This window comes from Flavobacterium sp. CHNK8 (genome assembly GCF_019774515.1).
In the GTDB taxonomy this organism is placed as follows: domain Bacteria; phylum Bacteroidota; class Bacteroidia; order Flavobacteriales; family Flavobacteriaceae; genus Flavobacterium; species Flavobacterium tiangeerense.
Window position 1 is genome coordinate 297266 of sequence record NZ_CP081492.1, and the last position, 19198, is coordinate 316463.

Below are 19198 nucleotides of genomic sequence, written 5' to 3' on the forward strand. Positions count from 1 at the left end.
AATTTTAACCAATGCAAACATTAGCCACCCAAGATTATATTGTCTTTTTGTGTTATTTCATCCTGATTGTAGGGTATGGAATTTGGATTTATAAAAAGAAAAAGAAAGAAGAAACGAGTAGTAAAGATTATTTTTTAGCCGAGGGATCACTCACTTGGTGGGCCATTGGTGCATCATTAATTGCGAGTAATATTAGCGCTGAGCAATTTATAGGAATGAGTGGTAGCGGTTTCAAAATGGGATTAGCAATTGCTACTTACGAGTGGATGGCGGCTTTTACCTTAATTATTGTTGCTGTTTTCTTTATTCCAGTGTATTTGAAAAACAAAATTTTCACTATGCCTCAGTATTTGAATCAAAGGTATAATAGCAATGTAGCCATGATTATGGCCGTGTTTTGGTTGCTTTTATATGTTTTGGTCAATCTTACTTCAATATTGTATTTAGGAGCTTTAGCAATTAGCAGCATCTCGGGTCTTGATATCACTTTGTGTATGATTTTCTTAGCCTTTTTTGCAGTAATGATTACACTAGGCGGTATGAAGGTAATAGGCTATACCGATGTTATTCAAGTTTTCTTCTTGATATTAGGAGGATTGGTAACGACTTATTTAGCCCTGAATTTAGTTGCCGAAGAGTTTGGTTCAACAGGAGTTATTAATGGTTTTAACCTTATGACTACTGAGGCTAATGATCATTTTCATATGATTTTTGAAAAAACGAACCCTAATTATATGGATTTACCAGGTCTGTCTGTTTTGATTGGAGGAATGTTGATCATTAATCTTAATTATTGGGGTTGTAACCAATACATTACGCAACGTGCATTAGGAGCTGATTTGAAAACGGCTAGAAACGGAATTTTATTTGCTGCATTTTTGAAATTATTAATGCCAATAATTGTAGTATTGCCGGGAATAGCAGCCTTTGTTTTATATCAAAATGGCCATTTTGGCACCGAAATGCTTCAAGATGGGACCGTAAATCCGGATCGTGCTTATCCTGTTTTGTTGAATTTGTTGCCAGTAGGTTTAAAAGGGCTTTCTTTTGCTGCACTTACTGCTGCAATTGTAGCTTCGTTAGCTGGAAAAGCCAATAGTATTGCAACTATTTTTACTTTAGACATTTACAAAACCAAATTAAACGTTGATGCCGATGAGAAGAAACTTGTTAGCATTGGTAAAAAAGCAATTGTAGTTGCTATGCTAATTGCTGTTGTAGTCGCGCCTTTTTTAGGAATTGATAAAAAAGGAGGATTTCAATATATTCAAGAGTATACAGGTTTTGTGAGTCCTGGAGTTTTTGCCATGTTTATTTTAGGGTTCTTCTGGAAAAAAACTACTTCGAATGCTGCTTTGTTTGCTACTATTGGTGGTTTCTTACTGTCGCTTGCTTTCAAATTTATGCCAGCTATTATTGATTTATCATTCTTAAATGCTACTGGTTTTTCAGTTCCAAATGCAAATGGTATTTACGAAATTCCTTTCATAGACCGTATGGGCTTTGTGTTCTTGATTTGTGTTGTTGGTATGTATGCCATAAGCATGTATGAAACTGCGCGTGGAGTTAAAACAAATGGTTTAGAAATAGACCGTACCATGTTTAAAATGTCACCTGGTTTTACTGTTGGGATGTTGGTGGTATTATCGCTGATAGCAGCGTTTTACACTATTTTTTGGTAAATGATAATCCTGTTCTGAATTTCAAAAGGATATTTTCAGAGCAGGTTTTCATATCTTGATGAGGTTCATTTTGATTAATAAATTAGATCTAATGAACTTTATTTGAAATTACCTTGCAATTTGGTACTGATTCTAAGTCAAAAAAAAAGCTATCGAGTAAATCGAAAGCTTTTTTTTAACCTTTATAAAAACGAATTAATTGTTAACTAGAGCGTCTTGTTTCCAAGTTTTAACAGATGCAATTCTACTGTTTGAATATTCTACTTCATTTAGTTTGTTTCCATTCCAAAAAAGCCATTTTCCAATTTTCTCTCCATTTGCATAAGTAGCAACACTTAGTTTGTTTCCGTTTTCATCAAATGAAGTCCAAATTCCTTCTAGTTTTCCGTTTTTGAAAAATCCTTCTTGTTGTACTTTTCCATTTTCAAAGTAGTAAGTTGTTTTTACTAATTCTCCAATGGCTTCTAGTTTTGGATTACTTTCTTGAGCTGATGCGATTCCTGTAAACAGTAATACGGCAAAGATGATATATTTTTTCATGATGTGGGGTTTTTAAAATTCATATTAGCTTAACAAAGATAAAAAGTATTTTACAATAAAAAAACTTTATGTTAACAATTTGGTAACATTGAACTAAAATTTAACATTTGAACTCAAAAGGTTTAAAAATCCTATTGCTAAAAATTCTTATTTCACAATTCATTATTCATAATTAGTCCTAAATTTGCACACAAGTCTAAGGACAAAACAAACTAAAATTTTGAAGATGTATAGAAGTCATAATTGTGGCGAGTTAAATGCCTCGCATACCGGTATTAATGTAACTCTTGCGGGTTGGGTTCAAAAATCACGTGATAAAGGGTTTATGAATTGGGTTGATTTAAGAGACCGTTATGGAATAACACAATTAATTTTTGACGAAAGTCGTACTGAAAAATCTGTTTTTGAATTAGCAAAAACTCTTGGCCGTGAATTTGTAATTCAGGTTAAAGGTACGGTTATTGAACGTGAAGCTAAGAATAAAAATATCCCTACAGGTGAAATTGAAATTCTGGTAACCGAATTAACAATTCTAAATGCAGCCTTAACTCCTCCTTTCACTATTGAAGATGAAACGGATGGTGGTGAAGACATTCGAATGAAATACCGTTACCTTGACATCAGACGTAATCCAGTAAAAAACAGCTTGCTTTTTCGTCACAAAGTAGCTATGGAAGTACGCAAGTATCTTTCGGATTTAGATTTTTGTGAGGTGGAAACACCTTATTTAATCAAGTCTACGCCTGAAGGAGCTAGAGATTTTGTAGTGCCTTCTCGTATGAATGAAGGGCAGTTTTATGCTTTGCCACAATCTCCGCAAACGTTCAAGCAATTGTTAATGGTGGGTGGAATGGATAAATATTTTCAAATTGTAAAATGTTTCCGTGACGAGGACCTTCGTGCAGACAGACAACCAGAGTTTACACAAATTGATTGTGAGATGGCATTTGTTGAGCAAGAAGACATTTTGAATGTTTTTGAAGGGCTAACGCGCCATTTGTTAAAAGAAATAAAAGGTGTTGAGGTTGAAAAATTCCCAAGAATCACCTATGAATATGCCATGAAAACGTACGGGAATGACAAGCCAGACATCCGTTTTGGGATGCAGTTTGGGGAGTTAAATCAATACGCGCAACATAAAGAGTTCCCAGTTTTTAACGCTGCCGAATTGGTGGTGGGAATAGCTGTGCCAGAAGCCGGAAATTATACCCGTAAAGAAATTGATGCATTAATTGACTGGGTAAAACGTCCGCAAGTAGGGGCTAGTGGGATGGTATATGTAAAATGTAATGATGACGGAACTTATAGATCATCAGTAGATAAGTTTTATGATCAAGAAGATTTATCGCAGTGGGCCAAAATTACTGACGCAAAACCAGGAGATATGATCTTTGTATTATCAGGTCCAGCAGATAAAACAAGAACACAATTATCAGCTTTGCGTATGGAGCTTGCTACACGTCTTGGATTGCGTAAGCCAGATGAATTTGCTCCGCTTTGGGTAGTTGATTTTCCTTTGTTAGAATTTGATGAGGAAAGCGGTCGTTACCATGCTATGCACCATCCTTTTACATCACCAAAACCAGAGGACATGCACTTGCTAGAGACTAATCCAGGAAAAGTTCGTGCAAATGCATATGATATGGTTTTGAATGGTAACGAAATAGGCGGTGGATCTATCCGTATTCATGATAAAGCTACGCAACAATTAATGTTTAAGTATTTAGGTTTTACTGAGGATGAAGCAAAAGCTCAGTTTGGATTTTTAATGGATGCATTTCAGTTTGGGGCACCTCCTCATGGTGGATTGGCTTTTGGGTTAGACAGACTTGTCGCTATATTAGGTGGACAGGAAACTATACGAGATTTCATCGCATTTCCTAAGAATAATTCGGGAAGAGATGTAATGATTGATGCACCGTCCGTTATTGATGATTCACAGTTAAAAGAATTACATATTAAATTAGCTTAGCCTTAGGATGTCTTGATATTGTTAGAAAACGTTGAATATCAATATTTTTACAAAATAAAAACATAAGAACGCATTTCGTATTGTATTAAATATTACATTTGCTACATTATAAATTATTATTACAATTACAATGCGTACAGGTACAGTAAAATTTTTCAATGAATCTAAAGGTTACGGATTCATTACAGACGAAGAAACAGGAAAAGACATTTTCGTTCACGCTTCAGGAATCAACGCGGAAGAATTGCGCGAAGGTGACAGAGTTAGCTATGTAGAAGAAGAAGGAAGAAAAGGAAAAGTTGCTGCGCAAGTAGCAGTGATCTAAGCATAAAAATATTTTTTTTTGCCTACGAAAGTTTAAAACGTCCCGAGTATATCGGGACGTTTTTTTTATGGGATAAAGTACTAATAATGAAAATTTCAAGATTTAAGGTGTTGACTTTAGTTTTGAATTTTCTACTCAGCTTTCACATAGAATAAATGAACACTCCTTATTTATAATTAATAAAAATTGCAAATTTACAACGATGTAGTTCGCATGTATTTTAAAAAAATTATTGTTATTTAATAATTTGAAAGTTATCTTTGTTGCTTATTCTTATACATAAAAATCATAATATGCAATCAGATCAATTGAATTACATTCCTATCTTGATGCAGTTTCTTTTAGCTGTAGGTTTTGTTGTAGGAACTATTATAGTTTCTGGAAAATTAGGCCCTAAAAGATCCTCTGAGGTTAAAGATAAAAATTTTGAATGTGGTATAGAATCGGTAGGTAATGCTAGGATTCCGTTTTCAGTTAAATATTTTCTTGTAGCCATCCTTTTTGTTTTGTTTGATGTAGAGGTAATCTTCTTATATCCATGGGCAATCAATTTTAAAGAATTGGGAATGGAAGGAATGGTCAAAATGATTGTATTCATGATGTTGCTTCTAGTTGGTTTTTTCTATATCATTAAAAAGAAAGCCTTAGAGTGGGAGTAAATCTTAATAGGAATTGGAAACAATGAATTGTAAAGATTTCAATTTCTAATTATTATAAAAGAATGTTTTTAAAATTTAAATTATGAACTCATACTTCATAATTCATAATTCATAATTTTACAAAGATGAGTAATTCAAATGTAAGTATGGTTGCCCCTCCAGAAGGTGTTGTTGGTGAAGGGTTTTTTGCTACTAAACTCAATGATGTAGTAGGCTTAGCTAGAGCAAATTCGCTTTGGCCATTACCTTTTGCTACTTCTTGCTGCGGTATAGAGTTTATGGCAACAATGGCATCGCATTATGATTTAGCACGTTTTGGATCTGAGCGAGTGAGTTTTTCTCCACGTCAAGCTGATATGTTGCTTGTTATGGGAACAATATCAAAGAAAATGGCTCCTATATTGCGTCAAGTTTATGAACAAATGTCAGAGCCTCGTTGGGTTATTGCAGTTGGAGCTTGTGCATCATCAGGTGGGGTTTTTGATACCTATTCTGTTTTGCAAGGTATTGATAAAGTAATTCCTGTAGATGTTTATGTTCCTGGATGTCCTCCAAGACCAGAACAAATTGTTGATGGAGTCATGAGATTGCAAGAATTGGTAAGAACAGAATCTGTAAGAAGAAGAAGTTCTCCTGAATACCAAGAATTATTAGCTTCCTATAATATCAAATAAATAATGGCGCTAGAAACGATACAAATACAAGAAAAATTAGTCGAAACTTTTCAAGAGGCTGTTTTTGAATTCAAACAAGAAAAAGATATTTTTTCATTTGAAGTAAATGCTGAAACGATAACAGCCGTTATTTTATTTTTAAAAAACGATCCTACATTACGTTTTCATTTTTTAACTGATTTATGCGGAATCCATTATCCTGATAACGATGAAGATCATCAGTTTGCTGTTGTGTACCATTTGCACAATTGGTACGAAAATAAAAGAATCAGAATCAAAGCATATCTTAACGGAGATAAACCAGAAATTAAAACGATTTCAAACATTTTTTTAAGTTCTAACTGGATGGAAAGAGAAACTTATGATTTTTACGGAATCAATTTCATAGGACATCCACAGTTGAAACGAATTTTGAATATGGATGAAATGATTTCATTCCCTATGCGAAAAGAATTTCCAATGGAAGATAGCGGAAGAACAGATAAAGACGATCGTTTCTTTGGAAGAACAACCGATAATTATTAAAAAAGCACACTTTTATAATTTTTCACATTAAATAAATGTCAGAACTATTATTACCACCAGAGCATCGTTATGCCAAAAGAATTGCGGAGCAGTTAAATGAAGATGGTAGCGAACTTTCGATTCTAAATTTAGGTCCTACGCACCCTGCAACACACGGTATTTTTCAAAATATCTTGTTGATGGATGGAGAGCGCATTCTTGAAGCTGAGCCAACAATTGGATACATTCACAGAGCATTTGAAAAAATTGCTGAAAACCGACCTTTTTACCAAATTACTCCATTAACGGATAGAATGAACTACTGTTCTTCGCCTATCAATAATATGGGTTGGTGGATGACTCTTGAAAAATTACTCGATATTGAAGTGCCAAAAAGAGCGCAATATTTAAGAGTTATTGTCATGGAATTGGCTAGAATTACCGACCATATTATTTGTAACTCAATCTTAGGAGTTGATACTGGAGCTTATACAGGTTTCTTATATGTTTTTCAATTTAGAGAAAAAGTATATGAAATCTACGAAGAAATTTGTGGTGCTCGTTTGACAACTAACATGGGTAGAATTGGTGGTTTTGAAAGAGACTGGCCAGAAGAAGCTTTTAGAAAACTAGATGTTTTTTTAGAAGAATTCCCTGTGGCTTGGAAAGAGTTTGAAAATTTATTTGAAAGAAACAGAATCTTTATTGATAGAACCGTTAATGTGGGGGCTATAACTGCAGAGCAAGCAATGGCTTATGGCTTTACAGGTCCTAATTTACGTGCTGCAGGAGTTGATTATGACGTGCGAGTAGCGCAACCTTATTCTTCATACGAAGATTTTGATTTTATTGTACCAGTAGGAAAATCAGGTGATACATATGATCGTTTTTGTGTGCGTAATGCAGAGGTTTGGGAGAGTTTAAGTATAATTCGTCAAGCTTTAGAAAAAATGCCTGCTGGGAATGAATACCATGCAGATGTTCCTGATTATTACCTTCCGCCAAAAGAGGATGTGTACACTAATATGGAATCCTTAATTTATCACTTCAAAATTGTAATGGGAGAAGTTCCTGTTCCAGTTGCCGAAATATATCATCCTGTTGAAGGTGGAAACGGAGAATTAGGTTTCTATTTAGTAACTGATGGAAGTAGAACGCCTTATAGATTGCATTTCCGTAGACCTTGCTTTATTTATTATCAAGCGTATCCAGAAATGATCAAAGGTTCGTTACTTTCTGATGCGATTGTTATTTTGTCGAGTTTGAATGTAATCGCTGGAGAGTTAGACGCATAAATTCAATTAAAATCAGGAATTAAAAAGTAAATCTTTTGATTTCTAAAAAAATAAATCTTTGTAAACTTTGTGCCTTATTTGTGCACGTAGCGGTTAAAAGAAATAAAAATGGAAAGAACACAGTACAAACAAGAAATAAATATGACCGAAGCATTGATGAATCGCATCAATGAATTAATCAGTCATTATCCTGAAGGCAAACAAAAATCAGCTTTGTTACCCGTTTTGCACGAAGTACAAGATGCTCACAATGATTGGTTGAGTATTGAATTACAGGACAAGGTTGCCGAGATACTAGCGATTAAGCCAGTAGAGGTTTATGAGGTTGTGTCGTTTTATACCATGTTTAACAGAAGACCTGTAGGGAAATACATGTTTGAGTTTTGTCAAACTTCCCCATGTTGTTTGAACGGAGTAGAAGACTTGATGGATTATACTTGCAACAAACTTGGTGTAAAAGTAGGGGAACCTACTCAAGATGGTCTTTTTGAAGTTAGAGGAGTGGAATGTTTAGGTGCTTGTGGATATGCTCCTATGATGCAATTGGGTGATTTTTACAAAGAACATTTGACAAAAGACAAAGTAGATCAGTTAATTGAAGATTGCAAGAACAATACAATAATGCTACACGATAAATAATATGTCACAGAAAATATTATTAGATAAAGTAAATATTCCAGGAATTAAGACCTATGAAGTATATCGTGCCAACGGAGGATATGCATCAGTGGAGAAAGCCTTGAAGAGTTTAACACCTGATGAAGTTGTAGAAGAGGTGAAAACTTCTGGACTACGTGGTCGAGGTGGAGCTGGGTTTCCTGCTGGAATGAAATGGAGTTTTATCGACAAAAAATCAGGAAAGCCAAGACATTTAGTTTGTAATGCGGATGAGTCTGAACCGGGAACTTTCAAAGATCGCTATTTGATGGAATACATTCCGCATTTATTGATCGAAGGGATGATTACGTCCAGCTATGCATTGGGAGCAAATCTATCATACATCTACATTCGTGGAGAATACATGTGGGTTTATAAAATATTAGAGCGAGCCATTGCCGAAGCTAAAGCTGCAGGTTGGTTAGGAAAAAATATTTTGGGTTCAGGGTATGATCTAGATTTATATGTACAAATAGGTGGTGGTGCATACATATGTGGCGAAGAAACGGCACTTATTGAATCATTAGAAGGAAAAAGAGGAAATCCTCGAATCAAGCCGCCATTTCCTGCAATTTCGGGACTTTGGGCAAACCCAACGGTTGTAAATAATGTAGAAACTATTGCAGCTGTGCCATGGATAATAAACAATTCAGGTGCAGACTATGCCAAGATTGGAATAGGAAGATCAACAGGTACCAAATTAATTTCGGCTTCCGGACATATTAAAAATCCTGGTGTTTATGAAATTGAATTGGGCTTAAGTGTTTACGAATTCATGAATTCTGACGAGTATTTAGGTGGAATGAGTTCAGACAGACCTTTGAAAGCTTTTGTGCCTGGAGGAAGTTCAGTTCCAGTTTTACCTGCTGATTTAATTTATAAAACTGCCAATGGCGAAGATCGTTTAATGACTTACGAATCATTAAGTGACGGAGGTTTTGCAACAGGATCTATGTTAGGTTCAGGTGGATTTATAGTATACAATGATACAGCATGTATAGTACGAAATACTTGGAATTTCTCTCGTTTTTACCACCACGAAAGCTGTGGGCAATGTTCTCCTTGTCGTGAAGGAACGGGATGGATGGAAAAGGTATTGCATAGAATAGAGAATGGTCACGGTCGTGAAGAAGATATCGAATTGCTATTGAGCATTCAAAGTAAAATAGAAGGAAATACAATATGTCCGCTAGGTGATGCGGCAGCTTGGCCAGTAGCAGCTGCAATTCGTCACTTTAGAGATGAGTTTGAATACCACATTCGTTTCCCAGAAAAAATAAAAAATAGAGATCATTTTGTTGCGGAGCCTTTTTCAAGTGTAAAACATTTAGTAGCGAAGCAAACAGTATAATTCGTTTCGGGTTGCAGTTTTAGGCTAATTAACTTGAAACATGAAACTTTAAGCGTGAAACTAATATAGAAATGAAAGTAACCATAGACGGTCAAAGCATAGAAGTAGAACCAGGAACAACAATCCTGCAGGCAGCACGTATGATAGGTGGAGAAGTAGTTCCGCCAGCGATGTGCTATTATTCTAAACTAAAAGGAAGCGGTGGAAAATGCCGTTGTTGTTTAGTAGAAGTTGCAAAAGGAAGTGAAGCTGATCCTAGACCAATGCCTAAATTAATGGCATCATGTGTAACTGGTTGTATGGACGGAATGGAAGTGAATAGTAAATCATCTCCACGTGTACAAGAAGCCAGAAAATCAGTAACAGAGTTTTTGTTGATTAATCACCCATTAGATTGTCCGGTTTGTGATCAAGCTGGAGAATGTGATTTGCAAAACTTAAGCTTTGAACACGGAAAGTCAGAATCGAGATTCATTGAAGAAAAAAGAACATTTGAACCAGAAGACATTGGTCCCAATATTCAATTACACATGAACCGTTGTATTCTTTGCTACCGTTGTGTGATGGTTGCTGATCAATTGACAGACGACCGTGTACATGGAGTTATGGATAGAGGAGATCATTCTAATATATCAACATGTATATCAAAAGCGGTTGATAATGAGTTTTCTGGAAACATGATCGATGTGTGCCCAGTTGGAGCTTTAACAGATAAAACATTTAGATTCAAATCTAGAGTTTGGTTTAGTAAGCCATACAATGCACATAGAGATTGTCCTACCTGCTCTGGAAAAACTACAGTATGGATGTTTGGTGACGAAATTCAACGTGTTACAGGAAGAAAAGATGAATACCATGAGGTAGATGAATTTATTTGTAATGGATGTCGTTTTGATCACAAAGACTTAAAAGATTGGACTATTGAAGGACCAAGAGCTTTTGAAAAAGACTCTGTAATCAACCAAAATAAATACAACAGAAAGTTACAGAAAGTTGAAATTGCTACAGAGGAAACCATATTAAAAGGTAGAGAAACGGATCGTAAAAAAATTAGTATGGCGCAAATTCCATTGACACAAGAAGATATTATGAATCAAAAAAGCTTGGGTAATAATGGATAGCGTATTTATCATAGAAAAAAGTGTTGTTATACTTGTTGTTTTTGCTTTAACAATGTTAATGGCCATGTACTCAACATGGGCAGAACGTAAAGTAGCTGCTTGGCTTCAAGACCGTGTGGGTCCGAATAGAGCAGGGCCTTTTGGTCTTTTTCAGCCACTTGCAGATGGTTTAAAATTATTTTCAAAGGAAGAATTTGAACCTAATACTCCCAACCGATTTTTGTTTTTTGTAGGTCCAGCTATTGCTATGAGTACTGCTTTGATGACTAGTGCGGTAATTCCTTGGGGAGATAGATTGCATTTATTTGGTAGAGATATTTTACTTCAAGCAACTGATTTAAATATTGGTTTGTTGTACTTTTTTGGAGTAGTATCAGTGGGTGTTTACGGAATCATGATTGGTGGATGGGCCTCTAACAATAAGTTCTCTCTGATGGGAGCTGTTCGTGCTGCATCACAAATGGTATCGTATGAAGTAGCCATGGGACTTTCTATGATTGCTTTATTAATGATGACAGGTACTTTAAGTTTAAGAGAGATATCTGCGCAACAAGCAGGGATGAATTGGAATGTATTTTACCAACCTTTATCATTTGTTATTTTCTTGATTTGTGCTTTTGCTGAAACAAACAGAACTCCTTTTGACTTAGCAGAATGCGAAAGTGAACTTATTGGTGGGTATCATACGGAATATTCCTCGATGAAAATGGGTTTTTATTTATTTGCAGAATATGCTAATATGTTCATTTCTTCGACTATTTTAGCGGTCTTGTTTTTTGGAGGGTACAACTATCCAGGAATGAGTTGGGTTGTTGAGAATTGGGGTGTAAATATTGGAAATATACTAGGTTTTGCTGCATTATTTGTAAAACTATGTGGTTTTATCTTTTTCTACATGTGGGTAAGATGGACTATTCCAAGATTTAGATACGATCAATTAATGAATTTAGGATGGAGAATATTAATTCCGCTATCGATCATTAATATTATGATTACTGGAATTGTAATTTTGAGAGCAGATATTGCTGCTTATTTAGGATTTTAATTAGTACCGAAAAGCCCTAGCCCTGATAGTAGTGGAAATCCTTTTTGTTTTTTCTTTAAAAACAAAAAGATTGAAACGAATAGCAGGATTAGCTTCAAATAAAAATAAAAAATGTCAATAGAAAGTATATCCTTATCGGGAAGAAAAAAGTTAGTCTCTAACAAAGAGATGACTTTTTGGGAAAGAATGTATCTTGTAGCGATTATCAAGGGATTGATAATTACAATCCAGCATTTATTTACTAGAAAAGTTACCATTCAGTACCCTGAGCAAGTACGAAAAATGAGTCCGGTGTATCGTGGACAGCACATGTTGAAACGAGATGAGCAAGGTAGAGAAAATTGTACAGCATGTGGTTTGTGTGCTCTTTCTTGTCCTGCTGAAGCCATCACGATGAAAGCTGAGGAAAGAAAAGCGGATGAAAAACACTTATACCGTGAGGAAAAATATGCTTCGATATATGAAATCAATATGTTGCGTTGCATTTTTTGCGGGTTGTGCGAAGAGGCTTGTCCGAAAGACGCAATTTACCTAACCACATCTAAAGTTCTTGTTCCGGCTAGTTATGAGAGAGAAGATTTTATCTTTGGTAAAGATAAACTAGTGATGCCGCTTGAAATGGCAATTCAAAATGCTCAACTAAAAAACGCTAACTAATGTCTACAATACTTATAATTTTTTGTGTATTGGCTGCTATCACTTTAGCAACTGCTTTTTTAACCATCTTTAGTAGAAACCCAATACATAGTGCTATTTATTTAGTGATTTGTTTCTTTTCTATTGCAGGTCATTATTTGTTATTAAACTCGCAATTCTTAGCCATAGTACATGTTATTGTCTACTCTGGAGCTATCATGATTTTGTTTTTATTTACGATTATGTTGATGAATCTGAACGAGGAAAAAGAAGTTCACCGACCGAGAATTACACGATTGGGAGCGATAGTTTCTTTTTGTTTGATTTGTTTAGTATTGATTGCGATATTTATCAATTCAAAACCTATTGTAGGGGAGTATGTAACTACGGGTGAAGATTATCAATCTATAAAAGTATTGGGTAAAATACTCTTGAATGAATATATGGTTCCGTTTGAATTTGCTTCTATATTACTATTGGTTGCGATGATAGGAACTGTGTTATTGTCTAAAAAAGAAAAATTGCAAAAATAAAATGAATAATATTTTAAACCACATTGGTATAGAAAACTATATTTTCCTGAGCGTAATACTTTTTTGTATTGGTGTTTTTGGAGTTTTGTACAGACGAAATGCTATCATTGTATTTATGTCAATTGAAATTATGTTGAATGCCGTTAACTTGTTATTTGTTGCTTTTTCAACGTACCATCAAGATGCGCAAGGACAGGTTTTTGTGTTTTTCTCTATGGCAGTTGCTGCAGCAGAAGTAGCGGTAGGATTGGCCATTCTAGTTTCTATTTTTAGAAATTTAGGTTCCATTACAATTGATAATTTAAAAAACTTAAAAGGATAAATGGAAATGAATACCAATATAGCTTTAGTTTTAGTTCTCGCTCCTTTTTTAGGATTTTTAATTAATGTTTTCTTTGGCAAAAGCCTAGGTAAAACAGTTTCTGGAATTGTAGGTACGCTTGCAGTTTTCATTTCTTTTATTGCTGCTTGTTTTTTCTTTGGTGCTAATGCAGCGCAGCCAAGTGGTTTTCGAATTTCACTTTTTGATTGGATTCAAATCAGTAATTTCAAAGTTGATTTTGGATTTTTATTAGATCAACTTTCTATTTTATGGTTGCTATTTGTAACAGGAATTGGATCTTTGATTCATTTGTATTCTATCAGTTACATGCATGAAGATGATAATATGCACAAGTTTTTTGCGTATTTGAATTTGTTTGTATTTTTTATGATCACACTGGTTGTAGGAAGTAATTTATTAGTCATGTTCATCGGTTGGGAAGGCGTAGGTCTTTGTTCGTATTTGCTAATTGGTTTTTGGTATAAAAACCAAGAATACAATGATGCAGCTAAGAAAGCATTCATCATTAACCGTATTGGTGATTTAGGATTATTGATAGGGATATTCATTGTAGGTAATTTATTTTCTACATTAGATTATACTACCTTAAAAACGGCAATTACTGGTGCAACTAATCTTGATTTATATTGGTTAACAGTAGCGGGTTTTACATTGTTTATAGGTGCTTGTGGTAAATCGGCACAAATTCCTTTGTATACTTGGTTGCCTGATGCGATGGCAGGGCCAACACCAGTTTCAGCATTAATACATGCTGCTACGATGGTAACTGCTGGTATATTCATGATCACGAGATTGAATTTTGTATTTGATTTATTACCAGAAGTGCAACATGTTATTGCTATAGTAGGTGCTGCAACAGCTCTTGTCGCTGCCACTATTGGTTTAGTTCAAAATGATATCAAAAAAGTTTTGGCTTATTCTACAGTTTCGCAGTTAGGTTTGATGTTCTTAGCATTAGGTTTAGGAGCTTATGAAGTGGCTGTTTTTCACGTAATCACGCACGCTTTTTTCAAGGCTTGTTTGTTCTTAGGTTCAGGATCAGTTATTCATGCATTGCACGGAGAACAAGATATGCGCAATATGGGTGGCTTGAAAAAAGCTATGCCAATTACTTTTGCAACCATGTTAATTGCTTCTTTAGCAATATCTGGAGTTCCATTATTCTCAGGTTTTTTCTCGAAAGACGAAATTTTATTGGTAGCATTCCATCATAATATCCCGTTATGGGTAGTTGCTTCTATTGCTTCTATAATGACTGCATTTTATATGTTCCGTTTGATGTTTTTAACATTCTATAAAGAATTTAGAGGTACTGCTGAACAAAAACATCATCTGCATGAAAGTCCTGCGTTAATCACTGCACCCTTAGTTATTTTAGCAATATTGGCTACAATTGGAGGTGTGATTAGTTTGCCTGGAAACAGTTGGTTGAATCATTATTTGATTCCAATTTTACCAAAATTAGCTACTGCAGAACACCATCTTGGAACTACAGAATACATTTTAATGGCAATTGCTGTTGTTGGTGGATTGGTAGGAATAGGAATCGCTTACAGTAAATATATCAAACAAAATTCGGTTCCTACTTCAGATGAAAGTATCACTGGATTTGCAAAAGTACTTTACAATAAATATTATGTTGATGAAGGATATGATTTCTTATTCGTGAAGCCAATTAATGTATTGTCTCGTTTTTTTAGAGATACTGTAGAAACGGGATTATCAGCAATTGTTTTCGGTTTTGGAAAAGTAACAAATGAAATCAGTTACCAAGGCAAAAAAATTCAAAGTGGAAGTATTGGATTATATCTTTTCGTTTTTGTATTAGGATTGTGTGCCATTGTATCCTACTTGTTTCTGGTTTAGTGTTAGATTATAAATTTCAGTAATATTAAATATCTTTTAAAAGTCATGATGAGTGGCTTTTGAAATCATTAAAAATTTTCAAATGAACGTATCTCTAATTTTAATTATACTTTTGATTGGTGCCTTTGCAACCTTATTAGTTGGTAATAAGTTAGCTTCAAAAGTAGCTTTGTTTTTTGGGTTAGTTTCAGCTGTAGCTTCTTTTCTGTTGCTCAATCAATATAATGCTGGTGTAAATATTAATTTTATAAGTCCATGGATTAGTAAGCCAGCAGTTTCTTTCGCTTTAACGGCAGATGGTTTGTCTTTAGTAATGCTTTTATTAACTACTATTTTGACACCCATTATTATTTTTTCATCATTTGGGAATCAATATCAAAATTCAAAATCTTTTTATGCATTGGTCTTGTTTATGTCCTTTGCTATGGTGGGTACTTTTTTAGCTTCTGATGGATTGCTTTATTATATCTTTTGGGAATTAGCGTTAGTGCCTATTTATTTTATAGCTCTTATTTGGGGTAACGGTAATGCTGATGAACGTAAAAAAGCTGTTGTAAAGTTTTTCATTTATACCTTAGCAGGATCTTTGTTTATGTTAGTGGCTTTTGTGTATTTGTACCAAAAAGCTGGTAGTTTTTTAATCCAAGATCTATATGCATTAAATTTATCTAGTGCAGAGCAATTTTGGATTTTTCTAGCCTTCTTCTTGGCGTATGCTATAAAAATTCCTTTAATACCCTTCCATACTTGGCAAGCTACTGTGTACCAAAAAGCCCCAACTGTAGGAACTATGCTTTTGTCAGGTATCATGTTAAAGATGGGTTTATACAGTGTAATACGTTGGCAATTGCCATTAGCACCAGTAACAGCTCATGAATATAAATATTTGCTTATTGGTATAGGGCTAGTGGGAGTTGTGTATGGTTCAATTGTAGCCTTAAAACAAAGAGACTTAAAAAAGTTATTAGCGTATTCCTCCTTGGCACACGTTGGTTTGATTGCCTCTGGTACTTATGCTTTGAACCTTGATGGTTTTAGAGGTGCAGTTTTACAAATGATTGCTCACGGATTTGTTGTGGTAGGTTTGTTTTTTGTTGCTGAAATCATTTCTAGAAGATATGAAACAAGAGTAATTTCAGAAATGGGAGGTATTCGTGCACAAGCGCCAAAATTTACTTCTTTGTTTTTAATTTTAGTTTTAGCATCAGTGGCTTTGCCTACTACGTTTAACTTTATAGGTGAATTTACCGTGTTGTATGGTTTATCAACAGTGAATATTTGGTTTGCAGTTGTGGGTGGTACAACCATTATATTAGGTGCATACTACATGTTAAAAATGTTTCAACACGCTATGTTGGGTGAAACTAACTCTAAAGTTTTTACAGATGTTACAGCAAGTGAGACCGTATCGTTGTTAATTATAGTTGGTGTTTTATTCTTTTTTGGGATGTATCCAAAACCAATTAATGATTTGATAACACCAGCATTAGAACAAATTCTTTTGTTAACGCAAAGGTATTAGTACGCAAGAAGCATAACATTTTAGATCAAAATAAAAGAAATACAAATTAATTAGGTTTATAGATTTTAACATTAGTTGTTTTTTCATTCTATTGTGTAAATCCTAAATCAAACAATCAACAAATGAATACATTAATAGCTATAATAGGATTAGGTGTTTTATGCCTTTTGTTCGAAATTTTTAACCTTAGAAAAGCAATTGTACCAATTTCTATATTGGGTTTATTAGCAGTTTTGGGCTTAACAGTTTCTGAGTTTAATACGGCCGAAAGTTATTACAACAATATGATTGCAGTAAGTACATTCTCATCTGCGTTTTCATGTTTGTTTATTGTTTTGACAATTTTTTTAATTGCCCTAGGTCATAATTTTTATGAAAATCACCAATCTAAAATTTCCGATTTTATTGCTATTAAAATTTTCTTATTAGCTGGAGCAGTTGCTATGGTTTCCTTTGGAAATCTTGCTATGTTCTTTTTAGGGATCGAAGTTTTATCAATTGCTCTCTACATTCTTGCTGCTAGTGATCGAATGAATTTGAAAAGTAATGAGGCTGGAATGAAATATTTCTTGATGGGATCTTTTGCTTCTGGAATTATTCTTTTTGGAATTTGTTTAATTTATGGAGCCATGGGAAGTTTTGATGTTATTGAAATTTCTGAGCTTTCCCGTTCTGCTGAATTGCCAGTTTGGTTTCCTATTGGTATTGTATTGCTTACTATTGGAATGTTGTTCAAAGTAGCAGCTGTTCCTTTTCACTTTTGGGCTCCAGATGTGTATGAGGGTTCACCAGCATTAACTACCGCTTTAATGAGTACACTAGCAAAAGTTGTGGCGATGGCTACTTTGTATAAATTACTTTCTGTGTTGAATGCAGATATGACCGAAGCTTTTAAAATAATAGTAGTTGTTATATCTATGGCGTCTATGACTGTGGGTAATATCATGGCATTGAGACAAACTAATGTAAAGCGTATGCTTGCTTTTTCGGGGATATCTCATGCAGGTTTTATGTTAATGACCTTGTTAAGTCTTTCTACTTCTGCAGGTAGCTTGTTGTACTATGCTTCAGCATATTCTCTTGCTGGAATGGCTGCTTTTAGTGTGTTGCTATATGTTTGTAAAAATAGAGATAACGAGGATATTGTAAATTTTCACGGACTTGGAAAAACAAATCCAATACTTGCTGCAATCCTAACTGCTTCATTATTATCTATGGCTGGTATTCCTATTTTTGCAGGTTTCTTTGCAAAATTAGTTTTGTTTAGTGAAACCATTCAAGCGGGTTATTTGGCTTTAGTCATTGTAGCTGTTGTGAACTCAATTATAAGTGTGGGCTATTACTTCAAATTAATTTTAGCCATGTATACTAAAGATGCCAATGAAGAGCGAAAAGGAACTCCAGTAATTATTTATGCCGTGGCAGTTATTGCTATTGTGTTGAATATTGCTTTAGGTTTATTTCCATCATTAGTATTAGATATATTGGCTTAAGCCAAATTTACATATTCTAAAACAGAACCATCAAGAGTAATTTTGATGGTTTTTTTTATGAATGCCTTAACGTTATAACTATGCTGGCTCTGGATATATTTTTATAAATTTGTATATACAAATTACATAATTGCTTTCTAAATATAATATTATGGGAAATACTTTAAAAATACAAATCTGGTCGGATATCATGTGTCCGTATTGTTACATTGGAAAAAGAAGAATAGAAGGTGCTTTGCAAAATTTCGAGCACAAAGATGCTGTGGAAATTGAGTGGAAAAGTTTTCAACTAGACCCTAATTTTGTGGCTTCTCCTGATGATAGTTTAGTAGAACATTTAGCCGATAAATATAGAAAAGATGAAGTTTGGGCTCAAGAGATGCTGGATAGTATGACTCAAAATGCCAAGAATTCTGGTTTAGATTTTCATTTTGAAAAAGCTATCATGGCTAATTCTCAGCATGCACATCGATTATTGCATTTAGCCAAAAAGTTCAATTGTGCCGATGCTTTGAAAGAGCTTTTGTTTAAAGCATATTTGACAGATGGTAAAGATATCAATGACCTTAACGTGCTAAAAAATATGGCACTTGAAGTAGGATTGAATGCAGAGACTATTGATGAAGTTTTACAAACGAATGCTTTTGCTGATGAAGTGCAAAAAGACATGTTGGAGGCGCAAAACATCGGTGTTCAAGGAGTTCCCTTTTTTGTTTTTGATTCCAAGTATGCCATATCTGGAGCACAGCATGAGGAAACCTTTTTAAAAACACTTCAAAAAGTTTGGGATGAAGGTACATTTGATTCTAAAGTTACTGTTCTGAATACTAATGAAGGCAACAGTTGTGGAGTTGAAGGTTGTGATTAAATACGTTTTATGTCACAATCTTAAAACGTATTTACGTTTAATATATAGGGGTTTAACTTTTAATTTAAGTTGAACCCTTTTTTTATACTTAGTCAAGAATTGGTTGAGGATT

Annotated in this window: 19 protein-coding genes; 18 read left to right on the plus strand and 1 reads right to left on the minus strand. The window is 34.4% G+C overall.

Going from position 1 to position 19198, the window contains the following annotated elements:
• Window positions 1–11: 11 nt before the first annotated feature.
• Window positions 12–1682 (plus strand): sodium/sugar symporter, encoded by a 1671-nt coding sequence (locus K5V07_RS01210; protein ID WP_221916033.1) that lies wholly within the window; start codon window positions 12–14, stop codon window positions 1680–1682.
• 195 nt (window positions 1683–1877) lie between these two features.
• On the opposite strand, the gene K5V07_RS01215 is transcribed toward K5V07_RS01210, so the two are convergent.
• Window positions 1878–2222: a toxin-antitoxin system YwqK family antitoxin gene (locus tag K5V07_RS01215; protein ID WP_086453174.1), complete on the minus strand. Its 345-nt coding sequence runs from the start codon at window positions 2220–2222 to the stop codon at window positions 1878–1880.
• Window positions 2223–2448: 226 nt separating this feature from the next.
• On the opposite strand from K5V07_RS01215, the gene aspS reads away from it, so the two are divergent.
• From aspS to K5V07_RS01300, 17 genes are all read left to right on the plus strand, one after another.
• Complete coding sequence (gene aspS / locus K5V07_RS01220) at window positions 2449–4194, plus strand: aspartate--tRNA ligase (RefSeq protein WP_221916034.1); 1746 nt, start codon at window positions 2449–2451, stop codon at window positions 4192–4194.
• A gap of 130 nt (window positions 4195–4324) precedes the next feature.
• Window positions 4325–4519: a cold-shock protein gene (locus tag K5V07_RS01225; protein ID WP_144893358.1), complete on the plus strand. Its 195-nt coding sequence runs from the start codon at window positions 4325–4327 to the stop codon at window positions 4517–4519.
• 293 nt (window positions 4520–4812) lie between these two features.
• Window positions 4813–5178 carry an NADH-quinone oxidoreductase subunit A gene (locus K5V07_RS01230; RefSeq protein ID WP_158730050.1) on the plus strand — a complete coding sequence of 122 codons (366 nt, stop codon included), beginning with the start codon at window positions 4813–4815 and terminating at the stop codon, window positions 5176–5178.
• Between the two features lie 125 nt (window positions 5179–5303).
• Entirely contained in the window at window positions 5304–5852 is a 549-nt protein-coding gene (locus tag K5V07_RS01235) for an NADH-quinone oxidoreductase subunit B (RefSeq protein WP_144893356.1), read from the plus strand.
• A 3-nt stretch (window positions 5853–5855) separates the two neighbouring features.
• A complete protein-coding gene (locus K5V07_RS01240; RefSeq protein WP_221916035.1) occupies window positions 5856–6377 on the plus strand; it encodes an NADH-quinone oxidoreductase subunit C in 522 nt (173 codons plus the stop codon).
• A gap of 35 nt (window positions 6378–6412) precedes the next feature.
• Complete coding sequence (locus K5V07_RS01245; protein WP_144893355.1) at window positions 6413–7651, plus strand: NADH-quinone oxidoreductase subunit D; 1239 nt, start codon at window positions 6413–6415, stop codon at window positions 7649–7651.
• Window positions 7652–7759: 108 nt separating this feature from the next.
• A complete protein-coding gene (locus K5V07_RS01250) occupies window positions 7760–8290 on the plus strand; it encodes an NAD(P)H-dependent oxidoreductase subunit E (RefSeq protein WP_086453180.1) in 531 nt (176 codons plus the stop codon).
• A gap of 1 nt (window position 8291) precedes the next feature.
• Complete coding sequence (gene nuoF / locus K5V07_RS01255) at window positions 8292–9659, plus strand: NADH-quinone oxidoreductase subunit NuoF (RefSeq protein ID WP_086453181.1); 1368 nt, start codon at window positions 8292–8294, stop codon at window positions 9657–9659.
• Window positions 9660–9730: 71 nt separating this feature from the next.
• Complete coding sequence (locus K5V07_RS01260) at window positions 9731–10780, plus strand: 2Fe-2S iron-sulfur cluster-binding protein (RefSeq protein WP_221916036.1); 1050 nt, start codon at window positions 9731–9733, stop codon at window positions 10778–10780.
• Window positions 10773–11825, plus strand: a complete 1053-nt coding sequence (nuoH, locus tag K5V07_RS01265) for an NADH-quinone oxidoreductase subunit NuoH (RefSeq protein ID WP_086453183.1) — start codon at window positions 10773–10775, stop codon at window positions 11823–11825. Before K5V07_RS01260 ends, nuoH begins: the two co-directional genes overlap by 8 nt.
• A gap of 111 nt (window positions 11826–11936) precedes the next feature.
• Window positions 11937–12482 carry an NADH-quinone oxidoreductase subunit I gene (locus K5V07_RS01270; RefSeq protein WP_086453184.1) on the plus strand — a complete coding sequence of 182 codons (546 nt, stop codon included), beginning with the start codon at window positions 11937–11939 and terminating at the stop codon, window positions 12480–12482.
• Entirely contained in the window at window positions 12482–12994 is a 513-nt protein-coding gene (locus K5V07_RS01275; RefSeq protein ID WP_144893352.1) for an NADH-quinone oxidoreductase subunit J, read from the plus strand. Before K5V07_RS01270 ends, K5V07_RS01275 begins: the two co-directional genes overlap by 1 nt.
• A gap of 1 nt (window position 12995) precedes the next feature.
• On the plus strand, window positions 12996–13316 hold the full coding sequence (gene nuoK, locus K5V07_RS01280) for an NADH-quinone oxidoreductase subunit NuoK (RefSeq protein ID WP_066079401.1): 321 nt from the start codon (window positions 12996–12998) through the stop codon (window positions 13314–13316).
• A 6-nt stretch (window positions 13317–13322) separates the two neighbouring features.
• The gene (nuoL, locus tag K5V07_RS01285; RefSeq protein ID WP_221916037.1) at window positions 13323–15203 is read left to right on the plus strand and encodes an NADH-quinone oxidoreductase subunit L; all 1881 of its coding nucleotides are present in this window, start codon (window positions 13323–13325) and stop codon (window positions 15201–15203) included.
• 82 nt (window positions 15204–15285) lie between these two features.
• Window positions 15286–16725, plus strand: a complete 1440-nt coding sequence (locus tag K5V07_RS01290) for a NuoM family protein (protein WP_221916038.1) — start codon at window positions 15286–15288, stop codon at window positions 16723–16725.
• 122 nt (window positions 16726–16847) lie between these two features.
• On the plus strand, window positions 16848–18218 hold the full coding sequence (locus tag K5V07_RS01295) for an NADH-quinone oxidoreductase subunit N (protein ID WP_221916039.1): 1371 nt from the start codon (window positions 16848–16850) through the stop codon (window positions 18216–18218).
• Window positions 18219–18369: 151 nt separating this feature from the next.
• Window positions 18370–19086: a DsbA family protein gene (locus tag K5V07_RS01300; protein WP_221916040.1), complete on the plus strand. Its 717-nt coding sequence runs from the start codon at window positions 18370–18372 to the stop codon at window positions 19084–19086.
• Window positions 19087–19198: the final 112 nt, after the last annotated feature.